The sequence below is a fragment of the Bradyrhizobium sp. USDA 4506 genome (assembly GCF_054058795.1).
The window spans coordinates 3,250,995-3,268,011 of sequence record NZ_JBSSBM010000002.1; the positions used below are offsets into that span (position 1 = coordinate 3,250,995).

Annotated in this window: 17 protein-coding genes; 7 read left to right on the forward strand and 10 right to left on the reverse strand. The window is 65.7% G+C overall.

Annotation, left to right across the window (positions count from 1 at the left end):
• The first annotated feature begins 21 nt into the window (after positions 1-21).
• Both ruvX and ACVIHF_RS17520 read left to right on the forward strand, forming a co-directional pair.
• Complete coding sequence (ruvX, locus tag ACVIHF_RS17515) at positions 22-504, forward strand: Holliday junction resolvase RuvX (RefSeq protein ID WP_018271965.1); 483 nt, start codon at positions 22-24, stop codon at positions 502-504.
• A 2-nt stretch (positions 505-506) separates the two neighbouring features.
• Positions 507-1,433, forward strand: a complete 927-nt coding sequence (locus ACVIHF_RS17520; protein WP_225158880.1) for an AEC family transporter — start codon at positions 507-509, stop codon at positions 1,431-1,433.
• Positions 1,434-1,477: 44 nt separating this feature from the next.
• Here ACVIHF_RS17520 and ACVIHF_RS17525 read toward each other — a convergent pair whose 3' ends face one another.
• From ACVIHF_RS17525 to ACVIHF_RS17560, 8 genes are all read right to left on the reverse strand, one after another.
• Positions 1,478-2,596, reverse strand: a complete 1,119-nt coding sequence (locus ACVIHF_RS17525) for a GNAT family N-acetyltransferase (protein WP_456792393.1) — start codon at positions 2,594-2,596, stop codon at positions 1,478-1,480.
• Positions 2,597-2,948: 352 nt separating this feature from the next.
• The gene (locus tag ACVIHF_RS17530) at positions 2,949-4,160 is read right to left on the reverse strand and encodes an ABC transporter substrate-binding protein (RefSeq protein ID WP_253608371.1); all 1,212 of its coding nucleotides are present in this window, start codon (positions 4,158-4,160) and stop codon (positions 2,949-2,951) included.
• Positions 4,161-4,371: 211 nt separating this feature from the next.
• Positions 4,372-5,127: a CPBP family intramembrane glutamic endopeptidase gene (locus ACVIHF_RS17535; RefSeq protein ID WP_456792394.1), complete on the reverse strand. Its 756-nt coding sequence runs from the start codon at positions 5,125-5,127 to the stop codon at positions 4,372-4,374.
• 66 nt (positions 5,128-5,193) lie between these two features.
• Positions 5,194-5,964 carry a CPBP family intramembrane glutamic endopeptidase gene (locus ACVIHF_RS17540; RefSeq protein ID WP_076834453.1) on the reverse strand — a complete coding sequence of 257 codons (771 nt, stop codon included), beginning with the start codon at positions 5,962-5,964 and terminating at the stop codon, positions 5,194-5,196.
• 128 nt (positions 5,965-6,092) lie between these two features.
• Positions 6,093-7,736, reverse strand: a complete 1,644-nt coding sequence (locus tag ACVIHF_RS17545; protein ID WP_456792395.1) for an acyl-CoA dehydrogenase family protein — start codon at positions 7,734-7,736, stop codon at positions 6,093-6,095.
• Between the two features lie 160 nt (positions 7,737-7,896).
• Positions 7,897-8,349: a hypothetical protein gene (locus tag ACVIHF_RS17550; protein WP_028341011.1), complete on the reverse strand. Its 453-nt coding sequence runs from the start codon at positions 8,347-8,349 to the stop codon at positions 7,897-7,899.
• A gap of 32 nt (positions 8,350-8,381) precedes the next feature.
• Positions 8,382-8,795 carry a hypothetical protein gene (locus tag ACVIHF_RS17555; protein WP_092078151.1) on the reverse strand — a complete coding sequence of 138 codons (414 nt, stop codon included), beginning with the start codon at positions 8,793-8,795 and terminating at the stop codon, positions 8,382-8,384.
• A gap of 227 nt (positions 8,796-9,022) precedes the next feature.
• Positions 9,023-9,757 (reverse strand): M15 family metallopeptidase, encoded by a 735-nt coding sequence (locus tag ACVIHF_RS17560; protein ID WP_456794102.1) that lies wholly within the window; start codon positions 9,755-9,757, stop codon positions 9,023-9,025.
• A 268-nt stretch (positions 9,758-10,025) separates the two neighbouring features.
• Between ACVIHF_RS17560 and ACVIHF_RS17565 the strand changes: the two genes are divergently transcribed.
• The 3 genes from ACVIHF_RS17565 to plsY all read left to right on the forward strand — a co-directional run bounded on the left by ACVIHF_RS17565 (position 10,026) and on the right by plsY (position 13,106).
• Positions 10,026-10,979, forward strand: coding sequence for an aspartate carbamoyltransferase catalytic subunit (locus tag ACVIHF_RS17565; protein ID WP_026192854.1), 954 nt, complete (start codon positions 10,026-10,028; stop codon positions 10,977-10,979).
• Positions 10,980-10,984: 5 nt separating this feature from the next.
• Positions 10,985-12,286: a dihydroorotase gene (locus ACVIHF_RS17570; RefSeq protein WP_141341912.1), complete on the forward strand. Its 1,302-nt coding sequence runs from the start codon at positions 10,985-10,987 to the stop codon at positions 12,284-12,286.
• Between the two features lie 223 nt (positions 12,287-12,509).
• Positions 12,510-13,106: a glycerol-3-phosphate 1-O-acyltransferase PlsY gene (plsY, locus tag ACVIHF_RS17575; RefSeq protein WP_076834465.1), complete on the forward strand. Its 597-nt coding sequence runs from the start codon at positions 12,510-12,512 to the stop codon at positions 13,104-13,106.
• A 125-nt stretch (positions 13,107-13,231) separates the two neighbouring features.
• Here plsY and ACVIHF_RS17580 read toward each other — a convergent pair whose 3' ends face one another.
• Complete coding sequence (locus tag ACVIHF_RS17580) at positions 13,232-14,470, reverse strand: amidase (RefSeq protein ID WP_456794103.1); 1,239 nt, start codon at positions 14,468-14,470, stop codon at positions 13,232-13,234.
• A gap of 130 nt (positions 14,471-14,600) precedes the next feature.
• On the opposite strand from ACVIHF_RS17580, the gene dprA reads away from it, so the two are divergent.
• Positions 14,601-15,713 (forward strand): DNA-processing protein DprA, encoded by a 1,113-nt coding sequence (dprA, locus tag ACVIHF_RS17585; RefSeq protein ID WP_456792396.1) that lies wholly within the window; start codon positions 14,601-14,603, stop codon positions 15,711-15,713.
• A gap of 167 nt (positions 15,714-15,880) precedes the next feature.
• Here dprA and ACVIHF_RS17590 read toward each other — a convergent pair whose 3' ends face one another.
• Positions 15,881-16,291, reverse strand: a complete 411-nt coding sequence (locus tag ACVIHF_RS17590; protein WP_038380388.1) for a winged helix-turn-helix transcriptional regulator — start codon at positions 16,289-16,291, stop codon at positions 15,881-15,883.
• Between the two features lie 99 nt (positions 16,292-16,390).
• On the opposite strand from ACVIHF_RS17590, the gene ACVIHF_RS17595 reads away from it, so the two are divergent.
• Positions 16,391-16,999, forward strand: coding sequence for an FMN-dependent NADH-azoreductase (locus ACVIHF_RS17595; protein WP_456792397.1), 609 nt, complete (start codon positions 16,391-16,393; stop codon positions 16,997-16,999).
• Positions 17,000-17,017: the final 18 nt, after the last annotated feature.

Consider the following 17,017-nt stretch of genomic DNA (forward strand, 5'->3'; position numbering starts at 1 on the left):
TGCGTGCTAAGCGCTAGCGCCATGCCCGCCCCCATCCTTCCCCTGATCGAAGCTGCGCCGCACTGGCCCGAGCGCGGCGCGCTTGTCGGCCTCGACCTCGGCACCAAGACCATCGGGGTTGCCGCCTCCGATCCGGACCGACGGCTGGCGACTGGCGTCGAGACCATCCAGCGCAAGCAGTTCAAGGCCGATGCGGCGCGGCTGCTCGCGATCGCCGCCGAACGCAATGCCGTCGGCTTCGTGCTCGGCCTGCCGATCAACATGGACGGCAGCGAAGGCCCGCGCGCGCAGTCGACCCGGGCGTTTGCCCGCAACCTCGCCGGCCTCACCGCGCTTGCGATCGGGCTGTGGGACGAGCGGCTCTCGACTGCGGCGGTCGAGCGTGAGCTGATCGGGATGGACGTCAGCCGCGCTCGTCGCGCCGAGGTAATCGACGAGCACGCCGCGATCTTCATCCTGCAGGGTGCGCTGGACCGGCTCGCGAAGCTGCGCGGTGAGCGCTGACCATGGTCGTGGTGATCGCGGCGCTGCTGCCGGTGTTCCTCTTGATCGTGCTCGGCTTCGTCCTGAAGCGCACGCTGATGCCGCTCGATACGCAATGGCACGGGCTGGAGCGGCTGACCTATTACGTGCTGTTCCCGGTGCTCCTGGTGCAGACCCTGGTGAAGGCTGACCTGACCACGGTGCCGGTCGCCGGCGTCGGCGGCGCGCTGCTGCTCGCGGCGCTGGTGATGTCGCTGTTCTGTCTCGCGCTGCGCGGCCCGCTGGCGCGCGCCGGCGTCGACGGCCCCGCCTTCACCTCGATCTTCCAGGGCGCGACCCGTTGGCAGACCTATGTCGCGCTGTCGGTGTCGCGCAATCTCTATGGCAGCACAGGCCTTGCCCTGGCTTCGGTCGCGATGGTCGCGATCATCCCGCTGGTCAATGTGTTCAGCGTCGCCGTGCTGGCGAAATATGCCTCGTCCGAGAAGCGGTCGACCGGCGCCATCGTGATGACGGTCGTGCAGAACCCGCTGATCTGGGCCTGCGTCATCGGGCTCGTCATCAATGTCGCGCACATCCCGCTGCCACAGATCTGGTATGACGTCGCCGACGCGCTCGGCGGCTCGTCGCTGGCGATCGGCCTGCTCGTCACCGGGGCCGGGCTGCATCTGGAAGGCATCTTCCGGCCCAGCCTCGCTGCCAGCGCGGCATTGGTGCTGAAACTCGTCCTGATGCCGGCGCTGACCGTCGCGCTCGCGGTGTGGTTCGGCGTCACCGGGTCCAATCTCGCCATCGTCGCGGCCTGCGCCGCGGTGCCGACCTCGCCGTCAGCCTATGTGCTGGCGCGCCAGATGGGCGGCGACGCGCCCCTGCTCGCCCAGATCATCACGCTGCAGACGATTTTGGCCGCGATCACGATGCCGATCGTGATTGCCGCGGTGGGGCTTTAGAAGGCGTACCCGATCGGCCTTGAATATCGCCGCGCAATCGGTCGCTACCAGACTTCGTGATAGTTCGCGAACTTGCGCAGGGTCTTGTCATAGCGGGCCGGGACGATCCAGGGCAACAGGAGCCTGAAGATCGCGTTCGGAAGCGGAGAGCGAAGCCGCACATAGAGGTCGAGCGGATCGAGATCATGCCGCATCCGGAATTTCGGTTCGTAGCTGAGACCCGTGCTTCGAAGCCACCTGTAACCGTTGGCGATCGCCCAATTCATCATGTCGCGAATGGTGTAGTAATAAAGATGAAGGTCGAGCGCGACAGCATAGTCGAGGCCGACATACTCCCAGAACAGACTGTCGCCTTCGACCATGCAAAGGCTGAAGGCGATCACCTTGCCGCCACGGCGCCAGATGAAGAAGCGGACCTTGTCCTTCATGTCGCTGCCGAGCCGGCGGAGATAGTCGGCTGTCAGTTTCTCGAAACGGAATTTCGAGCGGTCGAAGACCTGCAGGTAGAGCGGATAGATCTCGTCGACGGCATCCCTTGCGTCGTCGGTGACGGTAAGGGCTATGGTTTCACCGTCGGTTGCCTTGAATTTCTTGCGGAGCTGCCAGCGTGCCGATCGCGGCAGCGCATTTTGCATGTAGGCATCGAAGTCGTCGTGCTCGATATTGAGCGCCGTCATCGGCATGCTCGGCGCACGGGCGAAGCCGCGCCGGACAAAGCAATCCAGCACCGGCCGGTAGCGCGCAGGAAATTCCTTCAGGACGATGAGTTGCGCCCCGCACGATCGGGCGAGCGTGACGATTTCGCCGCAAAGAATCTCGGCGATCTTGCCGGACGGCACCGTGCTTGATCCGGCAAGATGCCCTTCACCGGCGAAGCATCCGACCATCAGGGTTCGCATTTTGAGAAACCCGGGAACGAAGCCTCGGATGCGCGCCAGCAGCGGCTGCCATTCCGCTCCAAGTCCCTCGAGAACGTCCTGGTCGAGAAGAAAGAACGGCTGGACGGCGTGGAGACAGCCCGCCCGGTCGATGATCGCGAAGTACCGGTACTCGACACGCTCGCGGAGCGTATCCTCCAGGATCTCGTAGTAACGGTGATCCTTGCGCAGGTCGGCGAAACTGGCAGCCCAAGCGGGACAACCGGCGATTTCGTCGCGCGTCACGATCTTTACGCGAAAAGGCGCTGTAGCAGCCGCCGCGTCCGCTACGCTTGTAGTATCAGCCAGACTGACTGCGTCTGACGCCAACGCAATGCTCCGGGTGATGAAAAGTCTTTCAATACAGTATCAATGTACCTGATTTGGCCGCGGGCTCCTGTGCCATCCGCGCAACAAGTCATCACTTTCGAAGTCGCGTCTCTTTGAAGCCCCGTCGGCGCCGAGCGGCGCGCGCCCTCCCGCAATAGACCAGCCCGCGAGTCCCAGCGACGTAGCGCCACAACTCGCCCTTGCGCTTCAGCAAGAGCGAGGGCCTGCAACGACTGGGTGCAGCTTGTACGGCTTCTCCTGATCGCCGCTATTTCCCGGCCGAACCGGCGAACGCCGTATCGAGCACATCCCCGATCGGCTGCCAGCTACGGCCATCGAACTGAAGCAACCGCAATTGCTCGACCGGTCGGAACTGAGCGGTGTTGATCTTGATGCCGGGGAGCAAGGCGGACGCCTGATAATCCCTGAGCGCCGCGGCCTGCTTCATGACGTTCTCGCGCGACAGGTCGTTGCCGCATTGCCTGAGCACCTCGACCATCGTTTCGGCGGCGGCATAGCCGTAGACTGCGGCCGCGTCATCCTTGCCGCCGGCTTTGGTATACTTGTCCAGGAAGCTGTACCAGGCGCCCTGCTCCGCTCTCCAGGCCGGATCGCTCGCATCCTTCAGGAACGCGGCGGTGATGACGCCGGTCGCATTCTCCGTGCCGGCCCGCTTGAGCACCGTCTCGATCGATGACGCCATCTGGTTCACGACGAACACCGGCCGCCAGCCGTGGTCGGCCGCCGCGCGGATCACCTTGGCGGCATTTTCCGGTACTCCGGCAAACACGAAGACCTCGGCGCCAGATTGCTTCAGGATCGAGACGTGGCCGTCCAGGTGCTGATCGTCGACATCATAGGCGATGTCGACCCTGATGTTGTGGGCGACGTCGCCCAGCCCTTGCACCAGTCCCTTGAACAATTCGCGCCCGAACTGGTCATTCTCCCAAAGCGCCACGATTTTCTTGCCGGGATAGAAAGCCTGGATGTAGTTCGCGTAGATGCGTCCCTCCTCGCGATACGAAGGCTGCCAGCCCATGGTCCACGGATAACGCGACGGCTCGCTGAGCTCGTGATCGCCGGAAGCAACGAAAAGCTGGGGGATCTTGCGTTCGTTGAGATACTTCCGCACCGCGAGATTCCCCGGCGTGCCGAACGAACCGAACATCAAGAGCACATTGTCGGTCTCGACCAGAATTCGCGTGAGATCCATGGCGTTGGAGGGATCTGACAGATCGTCATAGGACATGAAGCGGATCTTGCGGCCATTGATGCCGCCGCGTTCGTTGATCATCTCGAAATAGGCGGCTTCCGCCTTGCCGATCTGGCCGAAAATCTCCAGCGCGCCGCTATACGGCATGACATTGCCGATGCGGATTTCGGTGTCGGTAACGCCCTGGTCGCGCACCTGCTGCGTGATGGCGCCGAGAGACGCCAGCGCGACGACGCCGGCCAGGAGTGCTCGGATCAAGATAGCCATGAGAAGAGCTCGCACGACGGCAGCCGCCGCTGCCTGGTTTCAGTCCGGCCCGCGCTCATTCATTGATCTAGATCATAGCACTCGAGGGGGGCCGCTGGCATCCTCCAACCTTCCGATGGCTGGCGACGCACCGGCGCTGGTTCCGGATGATGATCACGCCGCAGACGATCCCGGACATCACGATGCCAATCGTGATCGCAGCCGTTGGGCCCTAGACATACGGGCCTGTCACGAAAAAGATGAATGTGTTGAGGGCGGAATGGATCATGACCGTCAGCCAGGTTGAGTTGCTGCGCCAACGGCAATAGCCCAGCGCCAATCCCATCCCGAATATCTCCAACTTCCCATAAACGTCAAACTGTGTGTGGGTCATAGCCCAGACGGCGGCGGTCAGAACGATCGCTCCGATCGGACCCAGAAACGACTCCGACCAGCCGCGATACAAGAAGCCACGAATGAGGAACTCTTCCATGATGGGTCCTGCAATGCAGGTACCGATGAGCAGGATCATCAAGCCGTTCGCGCCCTTGACCACGAAGACCGGGTCATCCACCGCGGCCCCCTCGCCACCAACACTCGAATTGATGACCGATTCACCGAGCAGAATGCCGGCAAAGATTGCAAATGCGCGCATGGCTTCGGCCGGGCTCGGCCAGTTGAGCGCGAGATATTCCTCGAACCCGCGGCGAGCCTTCCGGATCGCGATCCAGAGCACGCCGATCGTCAAGGGGCTCGCGATGGTAAGGCCAGCGCCGTACCATCGCCCCTGGGCGGCGAAATCCCGCAATTGAGCCGGCGACATTCTGGCTACGCCGTCTTGCGCCGCGATGATGATCGTCATGGCCCAACCTCCAACCAGCGTAAAAACGCCGTAAGCGATCAGGATGACGAATGCCGTCTCCACGAAATCCCAGGTCCGCTGCGGCGGTGCCGGTACCGGCGCGTTGGCATTCTCGAAGTTCGACATATGGGATTCTTCTGCAACAACGTTGCAGCGAAGGTGGGCCTAGCTTCAACCTAGCATAGGGAACTCTCAGCCAGCCAGCCACCAGGTCTGGATCGTCGCCGCAAAATTGTTCAGCCCGTGCAGCAGGATGGTCAGCCAGGTCGAGCCGGTGCGGAAGCGCAAATAGCCGAACAGGAGGCCGATCGTCAGCACCTGGCAGAGGAAGAACCAGTCGTACTGCAGGTGCATCACCGTCCAGACGATCGACGACAGCAGGATCGCGCCATAGGGTCCGAGCGCGGATTCCGACCAGCCGCGGTAGAGCCAGCCGCGTGCGAACAGCTCCTCCCAGAGCGGCGCGGCCACGGCGAAGGCGATCACCAGGAGCCACAGCGCACTGTGCTCCTGCGCCGATTTCAGCACGTCGCCCATGAAGCCCGGCGACACCTCGCGGCCGGCGGCGCGGGACACCATGTCCCAGGCTCCGACCAGCACGACGAGCGCGACGACGCCGATGATCACGTTCTTCCACGACGTCCCGCGCAGCCCGAGATAATCGGCGAACGGGATCCGGGTCCTGCGGATCGCGAACCACAGCACCAGCAACACCATCGGCAGGCCGGCGAGGACCGAGAGCGAGATCGTCAGGCCGTCGGCGACCACATGGGTGATGCCGGCCGTCGACACCTCCCCGCCCTGCGCGACGATGCGCCAGACGATGACCGTGACCTGGCCGACGAACATCGCGGCGAAGATCAACAGGCCCCACAGCGCGGTGCCCCAGAATTTCCAGACCCGCGGGGGGAGCGGCGGCGGTTCGATAGCAGCAGTCGCGTCTTGCGGCGTGAGAGAATCCATCAGCGAACCTCGGCTCTATCAATTCGTCATGGCCGGGCTTGTCCCGGCCACCCACGTCTTTCCCTGCCCTGTCGAAGCAAAGACGTGGATGCCCGGCACAAGGCCGGGCATGACGGTGGTCAATGTGGTCATGGCAGCGCCCGCGCCAGCAGCGCGCGCTGATCGGCATCGGATAAGTCCACCGCGCCGTACATGCCGGCGTGGCGTTCGGCAAGCCGTGTCACCGCGAACAGTTCGGCGTTTTTCGGCGAGACCTGGTTGAGCGCCGCGGTTGCCGCCAGGAGCGCCAGCTGCTCGACCGCAAGCCGCGCGACGCGCTCGCTGTCCGGCCGCCGGAACGACTGCCCGATCGAGGCAACAGCCTCGGCGGCGCCGGGCAGGCCCCTGGTCTCCTCGGCGAGCGCGCGCAGCACCGCGAGCGCGGCATCGGCCTCGCGGCCGAGCGCGCGCAGCACGTCGAGGCACATCACGTTGCCGGACCCCTCCCAGATCGCGTTGACCGGCGACTCCCGGTAATGGCGCGCCAAAATGCCTTCCTCGACATAGCCATTGCCGCCGAGGCACTCCATCGCCTCATAGAGGAAGCCGGGCGCGCTCTTGCAGGTCCAGTATTTGATCGCCGGCGTCAGCAGCCGCATATAGGCGGCCTCGCCCGCATCGGACGGCGCACGATCGAAGGCACGGCAGAGCCGCATCACCAGCGCGATCGATGCCTCGACATGCAGCGCCATGTCCGACAGCACCGCCTGCATCAGCGGCTGGTCGGCGAGATGCTTCTGGAACACGCTGCGGTGCCGCGCGTGATGGAGCGCATGCGCCAACCCCGAGCGCATCAGGCCGGCGGATGCGATCGCGCAATCCTGCCGCGTCAGCTGCACCATCTGGATGATGGTGCGGATGCCCTTGCCCTCCTCGCCGATCAGCTCGGCATAGGCGCCGCGGAATTCGACCTCCGACGAGGCATTGGAGCGATTACCGAGCTTGTCCTTCAGGCGCTGGAAGTGGATCGCGTTGACCGTGCCGTCGGGCGCAAAGCGCGGCATGAAGAAGCAGCTCAGCCCATTCATGGTCTGCGCCAGCACCAGGAAGGCGTCGCACATCGGCGCCGACATGAACCATTTGTGCCCGGTGATGCGCCAGGCCTCGCCGGCGCGCTCGGCGCGCGTCATGTTAGCGCGCACATCCGTGCCGCCCTGCTTTTCCGTCATGCCCATGCCGAGGGTCATGCCGCGCTTGGTCCACCACGGCGCAAAGGTGGGATCGTAGGCGCGCGTTCCGATCACCGGCATCGTCTTCGCCAGAATATCCGGCTGCGAGGCCAGCGCCGCGACCGAGGCGCGCGTCATCGTGATCGGGCAGAGATGGCCGGTCTCGACCTGGGAAGCGATGTAGAACCTTGCCGCACGCACCACCTCGGCCGCTCCGCCGGCCGGCTTGCCGTCGGCGCTCCAGGTCGAGTTGTGCACGCCGGCATGCGCGGAGTGCGCCATCAGCTCGTGATAGGCCGGGTGAAACTCGACCTCGTCGCGGCGATTGCCCCTGGCATCGAACAAGCGCAGTTTCGGCGTGTTCTCGTTGGCGATGCGTCCGCGCTCCGCCATCGCGTCCGAGCCCCAATGCTTGCCGAAATCCGACAGCTCCGCCGTTGCCGCCGCCCCGCCATTGGCAGCGACCGCCGCGGCGAGCGGCGCATCCACCGTGAACAGGTCGACATTTTCGAACGGCGGCGATTGGTTGAAGACGTCGTGGGTGGCAAACGGAGCCTGCGTCATGGTCTCCTCGGCAACTGGTCTGCACGCATGCGGCCTGGACAACCGGCCTCTTCCGGCCGGGATCACGGGCCAGCCGCGGCGCAATGGAATCGGAGGATCATAAGCCTGCGAGCCGACGCGGGGCAGCGAAAAGTACACGTCCGCTGGATGCTTCCATGCTTTAGATGCTTGCGCGCTTGGGCGCATGGCGGCCGAGCCAGCGATCGACCCAGTCATTGACGCGGGTCCGGTTCGCCTCCTTCCTGGAAGCCTGGACAGGAAAAATGTCGCCGCTGCTCAATTGCCGGTTATCGGGATAGGCCGCCAACTGCAGGTTGGACTCATGCGCGGCGCCGTCCACCGGCGAGATGTAGGCAAACCGGATCTCGATCTTGTGCTTGATGTCGGCGCCCTGCCACTTCGGATGATGGCGTGCCAGCAGCTCGGTAAGCTCGCACGGCAACAGATCGGAGGTCGAGCTTCGCGACCCCTCGGTCTTCTCCATGTAGCATTGTTCCTTGACGCTGCTGACGCGCGCATCGATCGGCCGGAAGTTCAACCGCTTGTCGAGCTCGCTATAGACATAGAAGCTCGCGACGGCGACAGCGATCATAGCGTAGAGGCCAAGGCGCATGGTTGTGCTTCCGTCCTGTCGAACCGCGGCGGTCAGATCGAACGCGTCTTGTCCGCCTTGGTCTTGGAGGCGAGGACAGGAAACACGTCCCCGGCGCGCAGCGGCTTGCCGTTGGGGAAATAGGACATCTGCAGGCTCGACTGGTGGGTGGCCCCGTCGACCGGCGAGACATAGACGACCTTCACCTCGATCTTGTGCTTCACGTCATAGCCCTGCCACTTCGGATGCTCCTTGCGCAGCAGCTCGGCAATCTCGCAGCGAGTCAGATCGGAGGTCGACGTCGTCTTGGTGATGACCCCGCGCTCGACCTTTTCCAGATAGCATTGCTCGCTGACGCCGCTGATGCGGGCATCGACGCGCTGATAATTCGCGCTCTTGTCGTGTCGATCGTAGATCAAGACTCCGGCGACGCCGACGACGACAATTGCAATGGCTGCGAAACGCATGCTGCATGCTCCCGTGTTGCCCGCACTTCATACGGCCACAATTAAGGAGTGTTGAAAGTGCGCTCGGCTACTTTTGCGATGGCAAGCGTCGTCTTGCGAAAATGTTTCGGATTTGAGGAAAATCCTGCCCTAGAGTTTCGGCTCTGATTGAAACAGAATCGAAGCTCCAGCCTCTTGTTCTGAGGCGTTTTCTTCACGCGAACCGGCGTCCACTTCTCGAAAACGCGCTACCGCGCCCGGACGATCGGGACGTCGTAGGCCGGCCCGCCTGCCCGCGGCAGCGAAAAGTGCCACCATTCCTTGGCATAGTTCGCGAACCCTTGCCGGGCCATCGCCGCGACCAGCATGGCGCGCCAGCGCCTCTGCGCAGGGGTGATCGAGCCCGTCGCGGTGTGGGCCTTCAGGTCGGAACAGTCGTAGCCGGTGCCCATGTCGACGCTGCCCTCCGGAGCGCGCGCGGCGGCCGGCGCGGTGCAGTCGGCATAGTCCCTGGCCGGATCGAACTTGTGCGAATTGTCGGCACCAAGATCGACCAACGTGAGATCGACCGCGGCCCCTGTCGAATGCCCCGAATGGGTGGCGATGTAGCCGAGGCGGAACAGATCCGCCTTCGAAAAGGCCGGGTTGTAGCGCCGCTCGGCGGCGGTCTCGGTGCCGTTCTTCGACCACGCCACTATGTCGGCGACAGCGCGGGCCGGCCGGTAGCAATCCAACACCTTCAGCGACAGTCTTTGCCGGGCCAGTTCCTGTTGCACGGCCTTGAGCCTGAGCCCGACCTCCCGCTTCACCACGCATTCCGCCGCGCCATAGCCCGCGAGCGGCCGGCCCATGAAATTGTTCACGCCGGCGTAGCGGATGTCCTGGATGATGGTCGGGTCGATGTCGCGGAGGAACGCGAAGTCGCCGGGCAAGTTCTGAGCGAAGGCAGGCGAGATCGCCCCCGGGATCAACGCGATGGTCATCCATGCGATCACGACAATTTTCACGAGGTCTCGCTCCGGCGTCGCGGCCGGGTATAGCCCGTCAGGAGGACGGCGTCGCGGCCGCTCCGCCTATGCCCGGCCATCCACGTCTTGTTCCGGAAACCCCCGCAAAAGCAAGGCGCGGATGTCCCGCGGCGAGCCCCGGCAGGACCGCCGAGAAGGCGGCGACATCTTACTCGGGGAAAACTCCCGCGAGCCCTCTTCGCGCTTGCCCCACCGGCCATCCGCGCCTATAGCTCTCGCTTTAATGACCCCATCATTGAAATCGACTTTTGTCCTCGGTCACCGGCATCTGCTGGGCATCGAGGGCCTTTCCGCTGACGACATCACGGGCCTGCTCGACCTCTCCGAGGAGTATGTCGAGCTCAACCGCCAGGTCGACAAGAAGCGCGCCAGCCTGCGCGGCCGTACCCAGGTCAATCTGTTCTTCGAGGCCTCGACCCGGACCCAGTCCTCGTTCGAGATCGCCGGAAAACGCCTGGGCGCCGACGTCATGAACATGTCGGTGTCGTCGATGTCGACCCGCAAGGGCGAGACCCTGATGGACACCGCGGTGACGCTGAACGCGATGCACCCGGACATCCTGGTGGTGCGCCACCACGCCTCCGGCGCGGTCGAGCTCCTGGCGCGCAAGGTTGACGGTTCCGTGATCAATGCCGGCGACGGCAGCCACGAGCACCCGACCCAGGCGCTGCTCGACGCGCTGACGATCCGCCGCAACAAGGGCCGGCTCGAGGGGCTGACGATCGCGATCTGCGGCGACGTGCTGCATTCGCGGGTGGCGCGCTCCAACATCTTCCTGCTCAACACGATGGGCGCACGCGTCCGCGTGGTGGCCCCCTCCACCCTGCTGCCGCCCGGCATCGAGCGGATGGGCGTCGAGGTCGCGCGCGACATGCGCGAGGGGCTGAACGGCGCCGACATCGTGATGATGCTGCGGCTGCAGCGCGAGCGCATGAACGGCTCCTTCGTGCCGTCGTCGGGCGAGTATTTCCACTATTTCGGCCTCGACCAGAAGAAGCTCGGCTATGCCAAGCCGGATGCGCTGGTGATGCATCCGGGCCCGATGAACCGCGGTGTCGAGATCGACACCTTCGTCGCCGACGGCGCGCAGTCGCTGATCCGTGAACAAGTTGAAATGGGTGTGGCAGTGCGCATGGCGGTGCTGGAAGCGCTCGCCCGCAACCTGCCGAACGCGTGAGACCGATGCTGACCGACCGCCGCCCCATCCTGCTCGCCAACGCCCGCGTCATCGATCCGTCGCGCGATTTCGACGGTCCGGGCGATGTCCTGATTGCCGACGGCGTGATCCGTGACGCCAAGCGCGGCATCGGCGCCGCCGGCGTCCCCGAAGGCACCGACATCGTCAATTGCGCCGGCAAGATCGTGGCCCCCGGCCTGATCGACATGCGCGCCTTTGTCGGCGAGCCCGGCGCCAGCCACCGCGAGACCTTCGCCTCCGCCAGCCAGGCCGCCGCGGCCGGCGGCATCACCACCATCATCTGCCAGCCCGACACTTCGCCGGTGATCGACAATTCGGCGACGGTCGACTTCGTGCTGCGCCGGGCCCGCGACACCGCGATCGTCAACATCCATCCGATGGCGGCGCTGACCAAGGGCATGCAGGGCCAGGAGATGACCGAGATCGGCCTGCTCAAGGCTGCCGGCGCCGTCGCCTTCACCGACGGCGACCGCAGCGTCACCAACGCCCAGGTGATGCGGCGCGCGCTGACCTATGCCCGCGATTTCGACGCGCTGATCGTGCATCACACCGAGGATCCGAATCTGGTGGGCGAAGGCGTGATGAACGAGGGCGAATTCGCCACGAGGCTCGGTCTCGCAGGGATTCCCACCGCGGCCGAGTCGATCATGCTCGAGCGCGACATGCGCCTCGCGGGCCTGACCGGCGGGCGCTATCACGCGGCGTCGCTGACCTCGATCGAGTCGCTGGAGATCCTCAAGCGCGCCCGCGACGCCGGCCACAATGTCTCGGCCTCGGTCTCGATCAATCACGTGACGCTGAACGAGAACGACATCGGCCCCTACCGCACCTTCCTCAAGCTGGCCCCGCCGCTGCGCACCGAGGAGGACCGCAAGGCGCTGGTCGCGGCGCTGGCCTCCGGGCTGATCGACGTCGTGATGAGCGACCACAATCCGCAGGACGTCGAGGTCAAGCGGCTGCCGTTCGCGGAAGCGGCGAGCGGCGCGGTCGGCCTGCAGACCATGCTGCCGGCGGCGCTGCGGCTGATCCACAACGGCGAGATGGACTTCAAGACGCTGATCCGGGCGATGTCGACGCGGCCGGCGGAGTTGCTGGGCCTGCCCGGCGGCACGCTGCGCGCGGGCGCGCCGGCCGACGTCATCGTGATCGACGCCGACACGCCCTGGGTGCTCGACCGCGACGATCTCAAATCACTGTGCAAGAACACGCCGTTCGACGACGCCCGCTTCTCGGGCCGCGTGACGCGGACGATCGTCGGCGGACGGACCGTGTACGAGCACGTCTGAAACTGGGTGGAACTCAGCGCGACGCGAGTTGCGACATCGCTTCCATCGTTGTGCCAACGACGATGGCCGCGACGTAAACGACAAAGAAAAACTGCTCCAGCCGCCTGCGAACAGAAGCCATGATAAGCTCCCTCATTACCAAGGCCATGGTGCGGATTTATGGTTAATATTTCATTGACGGCACTGCCCGGTGCGGGCGGGACCGCTCCAGGGAACCACCGCGATGTCTGCTGATGGGCTGCTGCCGCTCGCCTTCCTGATCGGCTACCTGCTGGGCTCGATCCCGTTCGGCATGGTGCTGACCAGGATGGCCGGCACGCAGGATCTGCGCACGGTCGGCTCGGGCAATATCGGCGCCACCAATGTGCTGCGCACCGGCCGCAAGGGCCTCGCCGCGGCGACGCTGCTCGGCGACATGCTGAAGGGCACCGTCGCCGTCATCATCGCCGGCACCATCGACGGCCCGAACGCGGCGATGCTGGCGGCGCTGGGGGCTTTCCTCGGCCACCTCTTCCCGGTCTGGCTCAAGTTTCGCGGCGGCAAGGGTGTCGCGACCTATCTCGGCGTGCTGCTCGGCCTGTTCTGGCCGGCGGCGCTGATCTTCGCCGTGATCTGGCTCGGCACCGCCTACACCACGCGCTACTCGTCGCTGTCGGCGCTGATCGCCGCGTTCGTGACGCCGCTGTTCCTGTGGTGGTTCGGCCATAACGCGCTCGCCTCGCTGTTCGCCGTGCTGACGCTGCTGCTGTTCTACATGCACCGCGAGAACATCCAGCGCCTGCAGGCCGGTACCGAGGGCAAGATCGGCGAGCGGAAGTGACGTATGTCATTCCGGGGCATCGCGCAGCGATGAACCTCAGGTGCGCAATTGCGCACCGGGGAATCCAGAAGTTGTGGGGCGAGATTCCGGGTTCGATGCGGCGCATCGCCCCGGAATGACCAAGCCTACCGCTTCAGCGCGTCCTCGACAAAGCTCGCGGCCGCCAGCGCCTTCGCGTCGTCGCCAAACCCCGCGATCACGGTGACGCCGACCGGCAATCCGCCCTCGGCGGTCAGTGTCGGCACGTTGACGCAGGGCACGCCCATCAAGGTCCAGAGCCGGTTGTAACGGGGATCGCCGGTCGACGCCAAACCCTCGGGTGCCGCGCCCGGTGCCGACAGCGTCAGCAGCACGTCGACCTCGGTGAGGATCGTGGCCAGCGCCAGCCGTGCGCGCAGCGTGACGTCCATTGCAGCGTCGTACTCCGCCGGCGTGCCGCCCTTGCTCTCGTCGAGCCGGCCGCGCAGCAGCGGCGGCATCGCATCGTAGTTCTGGCCGTATTCCCAGGCGAACGACTGATGCGCCTCGAACTCCTGCACCACCGGATGGATCCGCCACGCCTCCGCGACGACCTCGGGCACAGCGAGCTCGTGCACGGTTGCACCGGCCTGCTCCGCCGCACGCGCCGCCTTCTGCAACGCCTCCGCGCCGGAAGGTTCAGGCGCGCCGGCGAAGGCCTGCGTGACGACGCCGATGCGCGGCGCGGAAACCTTCGACGGCACCACCAGCTCGGGCCGCTTCGTCATCGCAGCGAGCCCCAGCGCGACGTCGCGCACGCCGGCGCCGAACAGCCCGACGGTATCGAGCGTCCAGGAGAAGCATTTCACGCCGACGGTCGGCAGCAGCCGGTAGCTCGGCTTGATCGCGGCGACGCCGCAGAACGAGGCCGGCCGGATCACCGAGCCGCCGGTCTGCGTGCCGAGCGCCAGCGGGATCATCCCGGCGGCGACCGCGGCGGCCGAGCCCGACGACGAGCCGCCCGGCGTGCGCGCGTGATTGTGCGGATTGAGCGTTGCGGTCGGATCGTTCGCCGCGAATGCCGTCGTCGTGGTCTTGCCGATGATGGTGGCGCCGGCCTGCTTCAGCGCCATCACGACCGGAGCGTCGGCGCGCGGCTGATGCCCGCTATAGATTGCGGCGCCCATCTCGGTCGGGAGTTCAGCGGTATCGATGATATCCTTGATGCCGACCGCAATCCCGCGCAGCGGCCCGGCCTGTTGCGCACGCGCCTTCTCGTCGAGGCGGACGAAAGCGCCGATGGTTTTGTCCTGCGCCGCGATGGCGTCCCGCGTCTGCGTGATGGCGGCATCGGTGGACAATTCGCCAGAGGCGATGCGGCGTTGGAGATCGGCAAGCGAGATCATCGGCGGACGTCCTGTTTCCTGACGGTTCTTTGGCGGCTTCTTGGCAAGCGCTTTTAGCGCGTCGCGCGCGGCTGCGCCAATGTCGCAGTTGATCGCAATCTCAGGTTGGGCGAAGCTGGGCCCCGTATGCATGACCCGCTCGCCCAGCCCTCCAAAACTCACCGACACCGAACGGCTCAACCGCCTGCGGCTGATCCGCTCCGACAATGTCGGCCCGCGCACCTTTGCATCGCTGCTCCGCCATTTTGGCGATGCGGCGCACGCGCTGGAGCGCCTGCCTGACCTCGCGCGCCGCGGCGGCGCCTCCGGCCCCGGGCGGATCTGCAGCGAGGCCGACGCCGCCGCCGAGCTCGCGGCCTGCCGCAAATTCGGCATCGATCTCGTCGCGCCGGAGGAAGCGCACTATCCGGCGCGGCTTGCCACCATCGACGACGCGCCGCCGCTGCTTGCCGTGCGCGGCGCGCGCGATACCCTGACGCGGCCGATGATCGCGATCGTCGGCTCCCGCAATGCCTCCGGCGCCGGGTTGAAATTTGCAGGCACCCTGGCGCGCGATCTTGGCGATGCCGGCTTTGTCGTGATCTCGGGCCTCGCCCGCGGCATCGATCAGGCAGCGCACCGCGCCACCGTTGCCAGCGGCACGGTCGCCGTGCTCGCCGGCGGCCACGACAGGATCTATCCGCCGGAGCACGAGGATCTGCTGGCCGCCCTGCTCGAGCGCGGCGCGGCGATCTCGGAGATGCCGCTCGGCCATGTGCCGCGGGCGCGCGACTTTCCCCGTCGCAACCGTTTGATCTCGGGCGCCTCGCTCGGCGTCGTGATCGTCGAGGCCGCGCATCGCTCGGGCTCGCTGATCACGGCGCGGATGGCGGCCGAACAGGGCCGCGAGGTGTTCGCCGTGCCGGGTTCGCCGATCGATCCGCGCGCCGCCGGCGCCAACGACCTGATCAAGCAAGGCGCCACCTTGGTCACCGAAGCCGCCGACGTCATCAGCGCGGTGACGCCGATCATGGAGCGGCCGGTGATGCTTGGCGCGCGCGAGGACGACGAGCCGCTGGACTTTGCCACTGATAGCGGCGATCGCGCCCGCATCATCGATCTGCTCGGGCCGAGCCCGATCAGCCTCGACGATCTGATCCGGATGGCCGACGTGTCGCCGGCCGTTGTCCGCGCCGTGCTGCTCGAGCTCGAGCTCGCCGGCAGGCTCGAACGCCACGGCGGCGGGCTGGTGTCGATGATTTGACGAGCTGAATATCTCGCTCGCGCAAACGCCTGTCCGTCATCCTGAGGCGCGCGCAGCGCGTCTCGAAGGATCGACGGCCCGACTGGTGGCCGTGCATCCTTCGAGACGCCTGCTACGCAGGCTCTCAGGATGACGGGTCTGCTTGTCCGAACGCGAAGGCTCCGAACTCAGCCTTCGCCATTCCGCGCGTCGAAATCGTTCCGCGCGCCCTCGATTTCCGGCAGATGCGCGAACGCCCATTCGCCGAGCGCCATCACAGGCACCGCCAGTCCGCGCCCGAGATCGGTCAGCTCGTAGTCGACCCGCGGCGGAATGGTCGGAAACACCGTGCGCGTCACCAGGCCATCGCGCTCCAGGCCGCGCAGCGTCAAGGTCAGCATGCGCTGCGAGATGCCGTTGATCATCCTCTTCAGCTCGTTGAAGCGGCGCGGTCCATCGCGCAGCAGCATGATGACCAGCACGCTCCATTTGTCGCCGACCCGCGACAGCACCGAGGCCACGCCGCGGCAGTCCTGATGCGTCCCGGGGCCACGCGGCAGGCCGGTTTCGGCGGTTACATCGATGTGCTCGGGTTCCATTGGTGTGCTCGGGTTTCAAAAATGTGCGTTCTTGCGGAGATTTAGGGCGGTCACTCATATAGCGCCAGTTACAAACCTATACCAAAGGTGACCCCAGCCATGAAACTTCTGCACATCGATTCCTCGGTCCTCGGCCCCCACTCCGTCAGCCGCCAGGTCTCGGCCGCTGCCGTCGAGCGGCTGCGCCAGGCCAATCCGGGCCTCGTCGTCAGCTACCGCGACCTCAGCCAGACCCCGCTCGCCCACCTCTCCGGCCTGCACCTCGCCGCCAGCCAAGGCGCGGCGCCGGATCCGTCGGTGCGCGACGACATCGCGACCGGCCAAGCGGTGCTGGACGAGTTCCTCGCCGCCGACATCGTCGTGATCGGCGCGCCAATGTACAATTTCACGATTCCGAGCCAGCTCAAGGCCTGGATCGACCGCATCCTGGTCGCGGGCAAGACCTTCAAGTATGGCACCGGCGGCGTCGAGGGATTGGCCGGCAACAAGCGCGTCATCATCGCGATCTCGCGCGGCGGCTATTACGGCGCCGACACGCCGATGGCCGCGCTCGAGCACCTCGAGACCTACCTGCGCGGCGTGTTCGGCTTCATCGGCGTCAAGAATGTTGAGTTCATCCCCGCCGACGGCATCCAGGTCGGCCCCGAGCATCGCGAAAAGGCGGTTGCGGGCGCGCTGCAGGCCGCCGGCAGCCTGAACGCAGCCTGATGTGATTCAAAGTGCCTG

Excerpts from the sequence above, each read along its gene's own strand:
- ACVIHF_RS17520 (WP_225158880.1), top strand. The coding sequence starts at position 507 with ATGGTCGTGGTGATCGCGGCGCTGCTGCCGGTGTTCCTCTTGATCGTG.
- ACVIHF_RS17535 (WP_456792394.1), bottom strand. The coding sequence starts at position 5,127 with ATGTCGAACTTCGAGAATGCCAACGCGCCGGTACCGGCACCGCCGCAG.
- ACVIHF_RS17595 (WP_456792397.1), top strand. The coding sequence starts at position 16,391 with ATGAAACTTCTGCACATCGATTCCTCGGTCCTCGGCCCCCACTCCGTC.
- ACVIHF_RS17565 (WP_026192854.1), top strand. The coding sequence starts at position 10,026 with ATGACCCCATCATTGAAATCGACTTTTGTCCTCGGTCACCGGCATCTG.
- ACVIHF_RS17590 (WP_038380388.1), bottom strand. The coding sequence starts at position 16,291 with ATGGAACCCGAGCACATCGATGTAACCGCCGAAACCGGCCTGCCGCGT.
- ACVIHF_RS17555 (WP_092078151.1), bottom strand. The coding sequence starts at position 8,795 with ATGCGTTTCGCAGCCATTGCAATTGTCGTCGTCGGCGTCGCCGGAGTC.
- ACVIHF_RS17550 (WP_028341011.1), bottom strand. The coding sequence starts at position 8,349 with ATGCGCCTTGGCCTCTACGCTATGATCGCTGTCGCCGTCGCGAGCTTC.
- dprA (WP_456792396.1), top strand. The coding sequence starts at position 14,601 with ATGACCCGCTCGCCCAGCCCTCCAAAACTCACCGACACCGAACGGCTC.
- ruvX (WP_018271965.1), top strand. The coding sequence starts at position 22 with ATGCCCGCCCCCATCCTTCCCCTGATCGAAGCTGCGCCGCACTGGCCC.
- ACVIHF_RS17560 (WP_456794102.1), bottom strand. The coding sequence starts at position 9,757 with ATGACCATCGCGTTGATCCCGGGGGCGATCTCGCCTGCCTTCGCTCAG.
- ACVIHF_RS17545 (WP_456792395.1), bottom strand. The coding sequence starts at position 7,736 with ATGACGCAGGCTCCGTTTGCCACCCACGACGTCTTCAACCAATCGCCG.
- plsY (WP_076834465.1), top strand. The coding sequence starts at position 12,510 with ATGTCTGCTGATGGGCTGCTGCCGCTCGCCTTCCTGATCGGCTACCTG.
- ACVIHF_RS17540 (WP_076834453.1), bottom strand. The coding sequence starts at position 5,964 with ATGGATTCTCTCACGCCGCAAGACGCGACTGCTGCTATCGAACCGCCG.
- ACVIHF_RS17530 (WP_253608371.1), bottom strand. The coding sequence starts at position 4,160 with ATGGCTATCTTGATCCGAGCACTCCTGGCCGGCGTCGTCGCGCTGGCG.
- ACVIHF_RS17580 (WP_456794103.1), bottom strand. The coding sequence starts at position 14,470 with ATGATCTCGCTTGCCGATCTCCAACGCCGCATCGCCTCTGGCGAATTG.
- ACVIHF_RS17570 (WP_141341912.1), top strand. The coding sequence starts at position 10,985 with ATGCTGACCGACCGCCGCCCCATCCTGCTCGCCAACGCCCGCGTCATC.